The organism is Pusillimonas sp. (genome assembly GCF_029263785.1).
In the GTDB taxonomy this organism is placed as follows: domain Bacteria; phylum Pseudomonadota; class Gammaproteobacteria; order Burkholderiales; family Burkholderiaceae_B; genus Pusillimonas.
This window is the reverse complement of the sequence record NZ_JAJUFE010000063.1, coordinates 1-13,796: the sequence shown is the minus strand read 5'-3', so window position 1 is coordinate 13,796 and position 13,796 is coordinate 1. Positions and strand designations below refer to the sequence as shown.

General features: G+C 55.9%; 13 protein-coding genes and 1 tRNA gene. 5 read left to right on the top strand and 9 right to left on the bottom strand.

Annotated elements, in window-relative coordinates; all coding sequences use genetic code 11:
- Positions 1 to 184: 184 nt before the first annotated feature.
- The 4 genes from ehuA to ehuB form a co-directional block, all read right to left on the bottom strand.
- Positions 185 to 967 (bottom strand): ectoine/hydroxyectoine ABC transporter ATP-binding protein EhuA, encoded by a 783-nt coding sequence (ehuA, locus tag Q1J88_RS11665; RefSeq protein WP_301117887.1) that lies wholly within the window; start codon positions 965 to 967, stop codon positions 185 to 187.
- On the bottom strand, positions 964 to 1,656 hold the full coding sequence (gene ehuD, locus Q1J88_RS11660) for an ectoine/hydroxyectoine ABC transporter permease subunit EhuD (protein WP_301117886.1): 693 nt from the start codon (positions 1,654 to 1,656) through the stop codon (positions 964 to 966). The genes ehuA and ehuD overlap by 4 nt, the downstream gene beginning before the upstream one ends.
- On the bottom strand, positions 1,656 to 2,327 hold the full coding sequence (gene ehuC, locus Q1J88_RS11655; protein WP_301117885.1) for an ectoine/hydroxyectoine ABC transporter permease subunit EhuC: 672 nt from the start codon (positions 2,325 to 2,327) through the stop codon (positions 1,656 to 1,658). The genes ehuD and ehuC overlap by 1 nt, the downstream gene beginning before the upstream one ends.
- A gap of 77 nt (positions 2,328 to 2,404) precedes the next feature.
- Positions 2,405 to 3,316, bottom strand: coding sequence for an ectoine/hydroxyectoine ABC transporter substrate-binding protein EhuB (gene ehuB / locus Q1J88_RS11650; RefSeq protein WP_301117884.1), 912 nt, complete (start codon positions 3,314 to 3,316; stop codon positions 2,405 to 2,407).
- A gap of 309 nt (positions 3,317 to 3,625) precedes the next feature.
- Between ehuB and aroG the strand changes: the two genes are divergently transcribed.
- From aroG to mnmA, 3 genes are all read left to right on the top strand, one after another.
- Entirely contained in the window at positions 3,626 to 4,702 is a 1,077-nt protein-coding gene (gene aroG, locus Q1J88_RS11645; protein WP_301117883.1) for a 3-deoxy-7-phosphoheptulonate synthase AroG, read from the top strand.
- Between the two features lie 51 nt (positions 4,703 to 4,753).
- Positions 4,754 to 6,184, top strand: coding sequence for an FAD-linked oxidase C-terminal domain-containing protein (locus Q1J88_RS11640; protein WP_301117881.1), 1,431 nt, complete (start codon positions 4,754 to 4,756; stop codon positions 6,182 to 6,184).
- A 90-nt stretch (positions 6,185 to 6,274) separates the two neighbouring features.
- Positions 6,275 to 7,396 carry a tRNA 2-thiouridine(34) synthase MnmA gene (mnmA, locus tag Q1J88_RS11635; protein WP_301117880.1) on the top strand — a complete coding sequence of 374 codons (1,122 nt, stop codon included), beginning with the start codon at positions 6,275 to 6,277 and terminating at the stop codon, positions 7,394 to 7,396.
- A gap of 58 nt (positions 7,397 to 7,454) precedes the next feature.
- On the opposite strand, the gene Q1J88_RS11630 is transcribed toward mnmA, so the two are convergent.
- Positions 7,455 to 8,102 carry a glutathione S-transferase N-terminal domain-containing protein gene (locus Q1J88_RS11630; protein WP_301117878.1) on the bottom strand — a complete coding sequence of 216 codons (648 nt, stop codon included), beginning with the start codon at positions 8,100 to 8,102 and terminating at the stop codon, positions 7,455 to 7,457.
- A gap of 151 nt (positions 8,103 to 8,253) precedes the next feature.
- Between Q1J88_RS11630 and purB the strand changes: the two genes are divergently transcribed.
- Together purB and Q1J88_RS11620 are read left to right on the top strand one after the other, a co-directional pair.
- Positions 8,254 to 9,630 carry an adenylosuccinate lyase gene (gene purB / locus Q1J88_RS11625; RefSeq protein WP_301117877.1) on the top strand — a complete coding sequence of 459 codons (1,377 nt, stop codon included), beginning with the start codon at positions 8,254 to 8,256 and terminating at the stop codon, positions 9,628 to 9,630.
- A 75-nt stretch (positions 9,631 to 9,705) separates the two neighbouring features.
- A tRNA-Lys gene (locus tag Q1J88_RS11620) sits at positions 9,706 to 9,781 on the top strand.
- A gap of 567 nt (positions 9,782 to 10,348) precedes the next feature.
- On the opposite strand, the gene Q1J88_RS11615 is transcribed toward Q1J88_RS11620, so the two are convergent.
- The 4 genes from Q1J88_RS11615 to Q1J88_RS11600 all read right to left on the bottom strand — a co-directional run bounded on the left by Q1J88_RS11615 (position 10,349) and on the right by Q1J88_RS11600 (position 13,637).
- Entirely contained in the window at positions 10,349 to 11,011 is a 663-nt protein-coding gene (locus tag Q1J88_RS11615) for an SOS response-associated peptidase (RefSeq protein ID WP_301117875.1), read from the bottom strand.
- A 1-nt stretch (position 11,012) separates the two neighbouring features.
- A complete protein-coding gene (locus tag Q1J88_RS11610; protein WP_301117874.1) occupies positions 11,013 to 11,318 on the bottom strand; it encodes a hypothetical protein in 306 nt (101 codons plus the stop codon).
- An 81-nt stretch (positions 11,319 to 11,399) separates the two neighbouring features.
- A complete protein-coding gene (locus Q1J88_RS11605; RefSeq protein ID WP_301117873.1) occupies positions 11,400 to 11,600 on the bottom strand; it encodes a hypothetical protein in 201 nt (66 codons plus the stop codon).
- Between the two features lie 549 nt (positions 11,601 to 12,149).
- Positions 12,150 to 13,637 (bottom strand): phospholipase D-like domain-containing protein, encoded by a 1,488-nt coding sequence (locus Q1J88_RS11600; RefSeq protein ID WP_301117872.1) that lies wholly within the window; start codon positions 13,635 to 13,637, stop codon positions 12,150 to 12,152.
- Between the last annotated feature and the right edge of the window lie 159 nt (positions 13,638 to 13,796).

The following is a 13,796-nucleotide window of genomic DNA, read 5'->3' as shown; positions in this document are numbered from 1 at the left end:
TTGTTGTTGTAGTTGTTATTGTTGTTGTAGTTGTTATTGTTGTTGATGGGGTTGTTAATGTTGTTGGAGTCGGCGTTGGTTGCCAGGGTTCCCGGTTTGGACAGGTTCTGTGCTTGGTGCCGGACCGCGGGTGACTATTGCTGTGGCCTTGTGTATGCAAGTCGGGGCGAAACCGATCACGAGGCTACGAGGCCGGGTTCAGGAATGCATCCAGAAATTCGCGGGTTCGGGCTTCTCGGGGCTGATTAAGAACTTGCTCGGGCGGACCTTCTTCGACCATTCGGCCTTTATCGAAAAAGCAGATTCGATCTGAAATCTGTTTGGCAAACTGCATTTCATGTGTCACAAGCAGCATGGTCAGGTCATGCTTTTCGGCCAGGCGTTGAATGACGTTCAGGACTTCGCCGACCAGTTCGGGATCCAGTGCCGAGGTGGGTTCGTCGAACAGCATGATGCGTGGCCGCATGGCCAGGGCGCGTGCGATGGCAACGCGTTGTTGCTGTCCTCCGGACAGCTGGCTGGGGAACTTGTCGGCATGCTCACTCAGTCCGACGAGTTCCAGGTATTCGTCGGCGCGTTCGCGCGCTTCCTGTTTGGAAAGCTTGAGAACATGTACTGGAGCTTCGGTAATGTTGCGCCGCACAGTCATGTGGGGGAACAGGTTGAATTGCTGGAAGACCATGCCCATTTCCTTGCGCATGCGCCGCAGGTGAGCTTCACTGGCGGGGACCAGACTGCCGTTGCGCTCTTCATGCCACAAGGGTTGACCGGCGACATGAATGACTCCGTCGTCGATGGTTTCGAGGGTCATCAAAATTCGCAGCACGGTTGACTTGCCAGAGCCGGAAGGGCCGATAATGGTGACTTTTTCGCCCTGATTGACGTGGAAGTCGAGCTCGTCCAGGACAGTGACGTCTCCAAAGCGCTTTACCACACGCTCGAAGCGGATTATGGCTTGTTCGTTCATTTCAGCGGTAGTCCTTGTTTGGGCAGCCGGTTATCGAGGTATCGCACACCTGCCGATGCGACAAGGGTCATGATCAGGTACAAGACGCCGACCATCGATAGTGGAATGACGTAATGGAAGCTGCGGTCGCCGATAATTTGCGCAACGCGGAGCATCTCGAGAACCGACACTACTGAGAGTACCGGTACGTCTTTCATGATGGACACGAGATAGTTGCCCAATGCGGGGACAATGCGCGGGATGGCTTGCGGAAGAATCACGACGGTAAAGGTGCGCAGGGGAGACAGGTCCAGGGCCCTTGCAGCCTCTGTCTGGCCATGCGTCACGGATTCGATGCCAGCGCGATACACCTCCGACATGTAGGCGCTGTACTGCAAGCCCAGGGCCAGGGCGCCTGTCAGAAAGGCAGGCAGCAATATGCCGTACTCGGGAAGCACGTAATACAGAAAAAACAGCTGCACCAAAAGCGGGGTGTCCCTGAGGAACTCGCTGATGGCGCGCGCCGGCCACGAAATGACACGCAGTCGGGCTGATTTCAAGCCCGCAAGAACCAGCCCCAGCACCGCAGCAACAGCAAACCCGACAACCGTCGCCTGGATGGTCACGACCATGCCGCGCAAGAGTATGGGCAAAATGGAGGCTGCGAAAATCCAGTCGTTGCTGGTGTCCCACTCTATGCCAAATAACATCAGGCTCTCCCCGCACGCCAGCGCCCGACAGAGCGCTCAAGCAGCTTCATGATGGCGGTCAGCACCAGGGCCATGCCGAAGTACATCAGTAGCAGGATGGAGTAGATGGTGCTGCTGTCTTGTGTGAAGTTGCGGATCTGTTCTGCCTTGAAAGCCAGATCGCCGAGGCTGATCAATGAAACCAGGGCAGTGTCCTTGAGGTTCTGTATTGCGAGGTTGCCGAAACTGGGCATCATTTCGGGAATGGCCTGGGGCAAGCTGATGCGCCAGAGTGTCTGTCGCGGCGTAAAGTCCAGGGCCTTTGCAACTTCGTGCTGCTCGCGTGGCACGGCCTGCAGTGCACCGCGAACCACTTCGGCGCCATATGCGCCGATATTGAGGCTAAGCGCCAGGGCTCCGGCGGCCACTGGCGGCAGGCGCAGATTGACGCCAATAGCCTCGCCTATCAGGGGCAGGGCAAAGTACAGCCAAAAGAGCTGCACCAGCAGAGAGGTCCCGCGGAATATTTCGATAAGGCTGATGCAGAGCCAGCGCGTGGTCCGGCTGGAGGATAAGCGTCCAATGCCGAAAAGAAAGGAGAAAAAAGCCCCACCCAAGGTCGAAATGACGGTGAGCTGAACTGTTACCCACGCGCCTTCAAGAAGCGGAACGATATAGTTCATCCAATGCATGTCGCGCTCTCAAGGCCGGCTGCCTGCGGCGGTATATGAAGACAATGAGGGGTGGGGTGCCTGTACATGGACATGGGTCAATCGGACGCCGAGCACAACTGCTCGCGGGTACGTTTGAAAGATTCGTCGGCATCAAGATCGCTGAATTCATACCGCGACATAATCTGCCGCCACGTGTCAGTGTTCTTGAAACGCCTCAGTTCCTCATCGACCGCATTTACCAGTTCGAAAGAATCGCTATTGAACGTGAATGCTCCCCAGCTTCTTACCGGCTCTCCGTCAATGACAGGATCAGCAAAGTCGGCAGCAGCTTCGACACGGTTGTCTTTGGCGGCCAGTTGATGAATTGTGGCGCTGGTTGCCGCATACGCGGCTGCGCGACCGGTGGCCACAGTCGAAATGGCGTCGGAATTGCTCGAGATCGTCACCATTTGTTCGTGGGGCACGCCCAATGACTGAAGGATTTCGAGTTGGTCGGCGCCCGCCATGATGGCAACCTTATCCGCCGATTCTGCGAAATGTTCAAAGGAGTTGATGTTGCTGGGGTTGCCCTTGGCCACAAGCAGGCCTTCGCCATACGAGCTGTTGGGTTGGGAGAACAGGACGTGCCCGCAACGCTGCGGCAATATGGCCATTTCCGCTGCCACCATGTCAAAGCGCCGGGCGCGCAAGCCGGGGATCAGGGCACTGAACGTCGTGCTTATCCATTCGATCTTGGGGATGCCCAATTGCTTGACAATATGAATGGCAACTTCTGGACCGACTCCACGGGGACGGCCTCGCAAATCCATGTATCCGTACGGGATTTCGTTGGCCACGGCGATGCGAATGACGCCGCGCTCCCTGATGTGTTCCAGGGTGGCAGTGTGGGCCGAAGGAGCCAAGCCTACGCAGGCGAAAACTGCGATTGCCAGGCAGAGAGCGGAATTCCGCCATTTTCTGATTTTTTGGTATGTGCCGACCACGCCCTTACGCTGTGATGCGCCCATTTAATTCCTGTGGCAATGATACCGTACAAAATCATTTCACTTCAAACGAATTGGGCAGGAATCCAGATATCCAGAAACCGCAATTTGTCAACTGTCTTGTCAAGTGTCTGAGGCCTGTGGTAACATGCTTCTCATGATTCGTGCCGTCTACGCTTTCTTCTTTTATTTTTTTGCTTTTCCAACACCGCTGGTGGAGGAAGGGAAGCGTCGTACGCACTGAACCCCCCAAATTCCTGAAAAGCCGCCAGCAAAAGAAGCTAGGCGGCTTTTTTTGTACCGTCTGGCAGTTGGCAATAACCGGAGTAGCTTGTGTCACACAATACCGATGATTTACGTATCCGAGAAATCAAAGAACTAAGCCCGCCCTCGCACGTTATGCGCGAGTTCGCCAGCACCAGCGAAGTATCGAGCACCGTTTACGCCGCCCGCAAGGCAGTTCATGACGTCCTGCATGACAAGGATGATCGTCTGGTGGTCGTGATTGGCCCGTGCTCCATTCACAATACCGAGGCCGCGCTTGAATACGCGAGGCGTCTGAAAGAGCAGCGAGACCGCTTCAAGGACAACCTTGAAATCATCATGCGGGTGTATTTCGAGAAGCCGCGGACCACGGTTGGCTGGAAAGGTCTCATCAACGACCCCAACCTGGACGGCAGCTTCAACATCAATCAGGGCTTGCGTGCCGCCCGACAGCTGTTGCTGGAAATCAACTCGATGGGCTTGCCGGCCGGTTGCGAATTCCTTGACATGATCACGCCGCAGTACATTGCCGACCTCGTCTCATGGGGTGCCATCGGAGCGCGCACCACCGAAAGCCAGGTTCACCGCGAGCTGGCTTCCGGGTTGTCGTGCCCGGTGGGTTTCAAGAATGGAACCGACGGAAATGTGCGTATTGCGATCGATGCCATCAAGGCGGCGTCTCAGCCTCACCATTTCCTGTCAGTGACCAAGGGTGGTCACTCGGCTATCGTATCGACGGTAGGCAACGAAGATTGCCATGTCATTTTGCGCGGGGGCAAGACGCCTAATTACGATGCTGCCAGTGTCGAGTCTGCCAGCCAGGACATGATCAAGGCGGGTCTGAAGCCGCGCATCATGATCGACGCCAGCCACGCCAACAGCAACAAGGACTACACTCGCCAACCGCTGGTTATCGAAGATGTCAGCAGTCAGATTTCTGGCGGCGATCAACGGATCTGCGGGGTGATGGTCGAAAGTCACCTGGTCGGCGGCCGTCAAGATCTCGTCGCCGGAAAGCCATTGGTGTACGGTCAAAGCATTACTGATGGATGTATCGATTGGGAAACGTCGGTACAGGTGCTGGAGCGCTTGTCTGAAGCGGTACGGGCGCGTCGCCAGGTTTCGGTGCAGACCAGCGCTGCATAATGCATGCAGGCGGCGAATTTCGTCGCCGTCATCTTCAAGGCCCAGTGTCCCATGAATTCGCCAGCTGCTCACGCAAATCGTCGATTGATTCCACCAGGTTTTCTCGAGACCCTGGCCGAGCGATTCGGCTCGGCGTTTTCAGTGGCCGAGGCGGTCCGGGCGCATCATGGACGCGACGAGTCGCCGTATCCGGCCATGTTGCCGGATGGTGTGGTTCACGCTCGAAGCATCGGTGACATCGCGTGGGTAGCTGAGCATTGCCATCGCCATAAGGTACCGCTTATTCCGTTCGGGTCAGGTTCCTCGCTGGAAGGGCATATTCTTGCCGTGCAAGGTGGGATCAGCCTTGATCTTTCCGGCATGGACAAGATCTTGTCTGTCGACATCGATGACCTGACAGCGACGGTTCAGCCCGGTGTGCGTCGCAAGCAACTTAACGAACATCTGCGCGATACCGGTCTGTTCTTTTCAGTGGATCCAGGGGCCGATGCCACGTTGGGTGGCATGGCAGCCACCCGCGCCTCGGGCACCAACGCGGTGCGCTACGGAACCATGCGTGATAACGTCATGGGGCTTAAAGTGGTAGCCGCCGACGGCCGCATTATTCAGACGGGTTCCAGGGCGCGCAAGTCCTCTGCCGGTTACGATTTGACCGGACTGTTCGTTGGTAGCGAAGGTACGCTTGGCATCATTGCCGAGGTCACTGTGCGACTTCATCCTCAACCGGAAGCTGTTTCGGTGGCTACGTGCAATTTCCCGACTCTGGAAGACGCGGTCAATAGCGTCATCGAAATTATCCAGATGGGGGTACCCATTGCACGCGTCGAGTTCATGGATACTGACGCGGTCAAGGCCACGAACGCCTATAGCAAGCTCGAGCTGACCGAGTCGCCTCTCTTGCTTTTCGAGTTTCACGGGAGTCCGGAAGGGGTAAAGGAGCAGGCAGCCACAGTAGGCGAAATCACTGCAGATCATGGCGGTACCGATTTTCAGTGGGCAGAACATCCTGAAGACCGCACCCGCCTCTGGACGGCGCGCCATAATGCGTACTTTGCCGGCATACAGCTCAGGCCGGGCTGCCGAGCCACCACGACCGATGTCTGTGTCCCTATCTCGCAACTGGCTAATTGCGTCAGTGAAACTGCGAAAGATCTTCGCGAAGCCAGCTTTCCGCATACCATACTGGGGCACGTGGGCGACGGCAACTTTCATGTCATGATGCTGATCGACCCGGACAACCCCGCAGAATGGGCGGAATCCGAGCGCATCAATCGCAGTCTGGTTGAACGTGCGCTGACGATGGGCGGTACGTGTACCGGGGAGCATGGCATTGGCCTGCACAAGATGGAGTTCATGGCGGCCGAGCACGGTGACGAAGCACTGGACGTCATGCGCGGCCTCAAGGCCACGATGGATCCGCACAACATCCTTAATCCCGGCAAGACCATCCCTGTTGCAAACTCAGTTGTGTCCGCTGCCTAGCCACCGGGTGCATCTTCAACAAACTAAAGGCGGCAGGCAATTGGCAGGGACGGATCTGATCAGTGCACCATGCGCGATTAAAATAGCTTCATGACTTCATTTTCAAAATCTAAAGGGCGGGTCGTGGTCGGCATGTCCGGCGGCGTAGATTCCTCGGTAAGCGCCTGGCTGCTGAAACAACAGGGATATGAGGTTGTCGGCCTCTTCATGAAAAACTGGGAGGACGACGACGACTCCGAATATTGCTCGACCCGGCAGGACTGGCTGGACGCAGCGAGTGTGGCTGATCTGATCGGTGTTGATATCGAAGCCGTCAATTTCGCTGACGAATACAAGGATCGCGTCTTTGCCGAATTTCTACGCGAGTATTCTGCCGGACGCACTCCCAATCCCGATATTCTTTGCAACGCCGAGATCAAGTTCAAGGCGTTTCTTGACCATGCCATGTCCCTGGGTGCCGAACTTATTGCCACCGGGCATTATGCACGGGTGCGCGAAGTGGTTTCCGGAACGAACAGTCGATTCGAACTTTTGAAGGGGCTGGACGCAAGCAAGGACCAAAGTTACTTCCTGCATCGCCTGAACCAGGCGCAATTGTCCCGCACCTTATTTCCCTTGGGTGAGTTGCCCAAGACCGAAGTGCGGCGCATAGCTCGCGAGCTGGGGTTGCCCAACGCGGCCAAAAAGGATTCGACTGGCATCTGCTTTATTGGCGAACGACCGTTTCGCGAGTTTTTGAATCGCTATCTGCCCACGCAAGAAGGTCCGATCATGACGCCGGAAGGCCAGGAACTTGGAAGGCATATGGGCCTGGCTTTTTATACGCTGGGTCAACGAAAGGGTTTGGGTATCGGGGGCGTAAAAGGACGGCAACGTGCCGATGGTACGGCAGAGGCCTGGTACACCGCGCGCAAGGACATCGAAAACAACACCTTGTTTGTCGTTCAGGGCCATGATCACCCCTGGCTGCTGGCTGATCAGCTGCAAGCACAGGATGCAAGCTGGATTGCGGGTCGCCCACCTGCACCGGGTAGCTATGCCGCCAAAACGCGTTATCGGCAGCCCGATGCTGCCTGTCGCATAGAGAGCATTGATTCAGAGGGCAGGTTTGCTTTGAGGTTCGACGAACCGCAATGGGCGGTCACACCGGGCCAGTCGGCGGTCGTATACGACGGTGATATCTGCCTGGGGGGCGGAATCATCGCAAGATGATCCAGCCGGCCTCGCGTCGCGGTGCGAACGCGAAAGGCCGGCGAACGCTTATTTATTTTTATTGGTCCAGGGCGGCGTTCTGAGCTTTAGGAGTGCTGCTTTTCAGGGCGCTGGCGACGAACGAGGGACGTTCGAAGATTTTTTCGGCCAACATGGCCAGCTTGGGATAATTGTTGCGCCAGGGAAGATCGCTGCAGCGAAGATCCAGATACGACAGCGCGCAGCCAACTGCGACATCAGCCAGACTGAAATTGACACCCATGCAGAACGAGTTGGGCTCTAGCCCTTGTTCCATGAACTCGAGCGCGGCATTGATCTTGCCTTGTTGTCGGCGGATCCAGTCGGCACTGCGCATGTGTTCGGGGCGCTGATTGTTTTCTATCTGAATGGCGACAGCCGCGTCGTTGATGCCGTCGGCAATGGCTTCCCAGCACTTGGTTGCCGTGCGATCACGACCGCCTTGGGGCAGGAGACGGCCGACCGGCGAAAGGGTGTCCAGGTACTCGACGATGACTCGCGAGTCGAACAAGCTGCCGCCGTCGTCCATGACGAGACAGGGCACTTTGCCCAAGGGGTTGTATTGCTGTATTTGGGTAGCTTCCGACCACACGTCGTCGAGAACGAATTCGTACTCAAGCTTTTTTTCGGCCATTACGACGCGTACTTTACGCACGTAAGGGCTGGTCAGCGAACCGAAAAGTTTCATGTCAGCCAGAATAAGTTGCGGTGTGCAAAGTATAGCAGGGAAGCACCCGTCTACTGCGGGTTTTGAATGCGGGTGACGCTCATCGTTATGGGGTCGATATTGACGGCGCTGGTAAAATGGCGTGTTTTTCTTTTCTATTTCGGTTTCCGCCATGCACATTGCTTCCGACCTGACATCCCTAAACGCTCTGTCACCCCTGGATGGGCGTTATGCCTCGCGCACCCATCCTTTGCGCGGGCTGCTGTCCGAGGCCGGCTTCATGGCGCATCGGGTGGAAGTCGAGGTTGAATGGCTTATCGGTCTTGCCGGAGCCGGCTTGCCCGAGCTGCCTGCGTTTTCGTCGCAGGCAATCGAACATCTGCGCTCGCTGGTCGCCAGCTTTTCCGAAGCCGATGCCCAGCGAATCAAGGAAATCGAGCGAGTGACCAATCACGATGTCAAGGCAGTCGAGTATTGGTTAAAAGAGCGTGTGGCAGATCACTCCGAACTGTCGAAGGCGGCCGAGTTCATCCACTTTGCGTGTACATCGGAAGACATCAACAACACTTCGCACGCACTGATGCTGACACGTACGCGCGAGCAGGTGTTGCTTCCCATGTTGACGCGGCTGCACGACACAATTGCCGACCTGGCCTCCAGCTACGCCGACCAACCCTTGTTGGCGCGCACGCACGGCCAACCGGCCAGCCCAACCACCATGGGCAAGGAGTTTGCAAATGTGGCACATCGACTGTCGCGTGCAATTGCCGATATTCGCTGCGTCGAGCCCCTGGCCAAACTTAACGGTGCTACCGGAAACTACAACGCTCACTTGTCGGCTTATCCGGACATCAACTGGCCTGCGTTCAGTGCAGCTGTGCTTCAGCAGCTCGGACTGACCCAGAACACGCACACCATCCAGATCGAACCTCACGACTGGATGGCGGCCTTGTTTGACGCAGTAGGGCGCGCGAACACAATTTTGCTGGACTTCAATCGAGACATCTGGGGCTACATTGCCTTAGGGTATTTCAAGCAGCGTCTCAAAGAAGGCGAGGTGGGGTCTTCGACCATGCCACACAAGGTGAACCCCATTGATTTCGAAAACTCCGAAGGAAACATCGGTCTGGCCAATGCCATGCTGCGTCATCTGGCAGAAAAATTGCCCGTATCCCGCTGGCAGCGCGACCTGACCGATTCGACGGTGCTGCGTAACCTTGGGGTGGCATTTGGCTATTGTGCAGTTGCCTGGGACGCCTGCTTGCGGGGATTGGGCAAACTTGAGCTCAACGCGGCAGCTATTGATGCCGACATCGACGCCTGCTGGGAGGTGCTTGCCGAGCCGGTTCAAACGGTAATGCGTCGCTATGGGCTACCCCAGCCCTACGAACAGCTGAAGGCTCTGACCCGGGGCAAGGGCATTACGCAAGAGGCCTTGCGTGAGTTCGTGAGCCAGTTGGACCTGCCCGATGATGCCAGGCAGCGTCTGCTGGATATGACGCCCCGGAGCTACATCGGGCTGGCGGCCAAGCTGGCAAAAGAGGTCTGAGCGGCATCTGAATCAGAAATTGCCGGGTGTATTTGCAGTGCTATTCCAATGCAAAAACTCTGCTAAAATTCCGCCGGGGCTTTAGCTCAGTTGGTAGAGCAGAAGACTCTTAATCTTTTGGTCGAGGGTTCGAGTCCCTCAGGCCCCACCAAAATACTCTAGCAGAATCAATGTGTCAGGCCGCGGTCATCGCGGCCTTTTTTCATGGTGCGCGGCTCTAGGCTTACGGCTCTACCCCAGGCTCTAGGCTCTACCCGGCTCTTCCCCATAATCGGGGGAAGGGCAGGCTCTACCCCATAAACGGGGGATGCCCATTCACTAGACACGGTTGATCACACCTGAAGAGCCCCGCCAGCTGGAGTTATGGTGATTTGATATTGGGAAGTAACTGGAACCCGCCCGGGCATCCCCATTTGTCTGTATGACTTACCCATAGCGTGTTGCATTCCACGCAGCGATAGTTCGTGTCAAAGCTTCCGTCGGCATTAACCGTCGGCTCGCCTTCGACCTGCAGATGCTGATGCGGCACCGTGTTTCCCGGCGACGTAGCAATTGTTGCACAGGCGTCACAGATAACGGGCGTCTGTTCTGTCATACCCCTCCCCCAGGGGATTGAACCAGTAACAGAATTACACGTAATGCCTGGGTGCCGATATAGGATGGATGTCGGAGAAACCCACAAAGACAGTCTGCAGCGCAGGTTCGTTGAGCAGGCAGCCTACGAGACCGGACAATTGGAATCTGGCAGTTGGTAGCGGCTGTTTCCAACCTTTGTGCTTACCTTCCACCATTGAAATGCGGACTCGGGCCTGGGTGTCGACAATATCTGAAGTGCTTCGTCTGCGGGCGCAAAAGGGTCGAGCCAGGCTTCTGCGTCATCGGGAGTCAAGCAGACCGGCCGGCGATCGTGGATGTCGACCATGCCGCCGGCCGCATCATCGGTAATTACCGCGAACCCGGTTTCGGCCAGGATTTCACGGCCTGGCAGCCAGGCGGTGAGGCCCGCGATAAGGATGGGTGCGCCGTCTTTGGGAGATATATACCACGGCTGTTTTGCGCCTTTGGAGCCTGTCCATTCAAACCAGCCGTCGGCAGGCAGGATTATCCGGCGGGCAAGCAAGGGGTTCCAAAAGGGAGAGCCTTTAAGAATTGTGGCCAGGCGAGCATTGCTGACGGGGCCGCGTTTATACCATGGAGGTTTGTATCCCCAGAACAGGCGGCTGGCTTGTACTGACTCTTTTTCCAAACGATGGAGTACGATGGGCCGCGTTCCGGGCGGAACGTTGTACTTGATTCCCTCGTCGAGAATAGTGCTGATATTGGCACGTATGGTCTCGCCGTAATCAATGACTTCTCGCGCCTGCCGGATGCGTCCGCACATGTCAGCCTTCAAAAAATATACGCCACGTCTGATAATAGCGGTGCCCTTCGATTTCCTCAAAGCCCTTGACCGACAGGACCCGGTCGCTCATGAAGGCCAGGATTTCCGGATCGTACAGATCTGGAATAGGGGAACCCTGGTCGGCACCGAAATAGCCGCGACGAATGACGGTTAGCCGAGGCGTGCCGCGTTTAAGTTCGGGGTGAGGCATCCAGTAAAGCTGCACAGGCCCCGGAACTGGCGGCCCCCATTCGCGTTCTGGAAGAAGTTGGCCCAAACGATGTGTACGAACAACGGTGACTTTCATCTTTTGCTGTATGTTTATACAGTATTCTAGTCGAAAAAAAAGCCTGACGGGCAGGCTTTTTTTTGGATACGAAATTGGAAATTAAGGCGCGTTTCGCTCTACAACGACCAATGACATATCAGAAGGATGAGGCATTACCTCGATCTTTAACTGTTCGGCGTGGGCTGATATCTCCAGCAGCCAGTCTTCACCGCCCAGTTTTTCGATTTCTGACAGTGGAATCACCACAGTGGATTTTTCGCCAATTGCATGACGGATGTAATTAAAGAGTTCATTTGACAAATTGACACCTGTTGATGGCGACCCCGAACGGGATCAAAGTGCGGACTACGAGCACGGTGTGGGTTGGTCTGCCTGAATGAATTAGTTTTATCAGGTGACCAAGCTGAGGAAGGAGGCCCGAAGCGAAATGGGCGCAACTGGTGTGTGCGTAAATCGGTGCCTAAGACCACTGTACGCGAAGACCCGCCCGATAGCCCGAAGTCAATTGAAACGATTTGAAACTGTTGTGCCGCATATAGGTTGTAAGATGGCGTAGCCAGCCGGCTTTCGAAACGTTTGATGTCCTGCAGGGCAAATCTTTATGCGTATTCACACCCTCGGTCGTTACTCCGCCACTTTATTTCTGGTTGGGCTGCTCTCAGCATGCTCGTCCAGTGATTCAGCGCGATCCGGAGCTGTGGGCGGTGCCGCTTGGCGCAGCAGCGACTGTTTTGGGAATCGTAATAGCTGCTTGTACGAAGGGCGTTATGAATCCGATGAGCGCAGTTATGCAGAAGAAGAAGCGCGACGTCTAAACCGCGCCGCGCTGCAACGGCTGCGTCGCGGAGGCTAGGCAGGGCCCTTGGGGCTGCGTTTCATGCTCCGCCGCATCCAGGAAAGTCCTTGGAACCAGTGTTTCTTGAGCCCACGCTGACTCATGGGTTCAAGAAAGGCATCTGCATTTTCGGGGTCAAGTACCTCGTTCTCGGCCAAATACTCTTCCAGGGGCCCCGGCGCGACGAGATCAAGCTCTTCAAGCGTTCTGCCCTGGCCTCTCAGTTTTTCGATGGTTGCCAGCAATGAGCCGCATTCTGTCAACGTTTCAGCGACCGTGTCGGGCTCGGAGCCAAGGTGTTCCGCCAGCAGGGTGTTGCGCAAATGGGCGATCGTCCTGCTTACATGCTGACTTGAACCCAAAGCGGCATCGATGATCACGTCACACTCGCTGTCCAGTCCCAATGAACGGTTGTTGAGATTCGACGAGCCTATGCGCAGCAGACGGTCATCCACGATGGCGACCTTTGCGTGAACATAAATATCAGTGCCTTTTTCGGTAACGGGCACAAAGATCCGAAAGCGTTTTCTGATATCTTTTTTTGCGATCTGGCGAACCAGGCGGATGCGGGCCGCATCCATGGCCATTTGCTCAAGCCAGCCGTCTGCGCTGCGGGGCATCACCAATACGAATTCGGGCGGGTCGGGTTCTTCCAGACGCTTGGCGATGGCTCCGGCAATTTTCGCCGAAGTGAAATACTGGTTCTCGATATAGACAAAGCGTTGCGCAGAACAGACCATGTCAAGGTACAAGGCCTCGATCTCGCGGATTTCGGGCAGGTCCTGATATTTTGCGCGGGTGCGCGCGATGCCGATGTCGACGTTCTCAAAATGAACCTTGAGATCGTCTGGCCACAGTCTTTGACCATTTTCGGGTATTGGTTCAAGCTTCCGGGAGGTCGCTTGAAGCCATCGGTCGATGCCGAGTTGCCCAAGCGCGCTTGCCACTTTTCCAGTCAGCATCATCGTCACATCGTGCCAGGGCGGATAACTTTTTCCGTCTGGCAATCGGCGATAGGGATTATCGTCGTCGTGGTCCGGTGTGTCCCACCGTGCCGTGGCGATATCAATACCCCCACAAACTGCGAGCTTGTCATCGAGCACGACAATTTTCTGATGATGACTGCAACCAGGAGGATGGGCAGCATCGAAACGGAATTCGATGGCTTTGGTAAGAGCCCATCGCCATAGCATCCAGGCTGCTGCCGGATGCAAGAACTGCTTTTTGGCGCCAAAACTCCACTTCAGAATATCGATACGACGAGCTGGATCTTTTTTTGCGAGGTCCAGAAAGAAAGGCCCCAGAGTTTCATCTTGGCGAACCGTTGGCTCAAGTAGTGTTCGCGTGTCAAAATCCCAGCCGATGATGAGAATTCTTTGTTTTGCAGCCGCCATTGCCTTACGGATATGGCGGTAATACGCAGCGGCATCGATGATGACCGAGGCACGTTCGCAGTGTTCGATCCGCCAGCAATTTCTGCCGGGCACGAGTATCGGTTCCATCGACTCGCCTCCTGAAAACAGGGAGTTCTATTTTTTGCCAGGTATTCGTGACTGCCACCGCATCGGGTGCGCTTGTGCAAGCTTACCTCAGGCGCGGGTATGAGGTGACCCTGTAACGAACAGGCTCGCAAGACCCCTCTATAGGGTTTACATCGACTA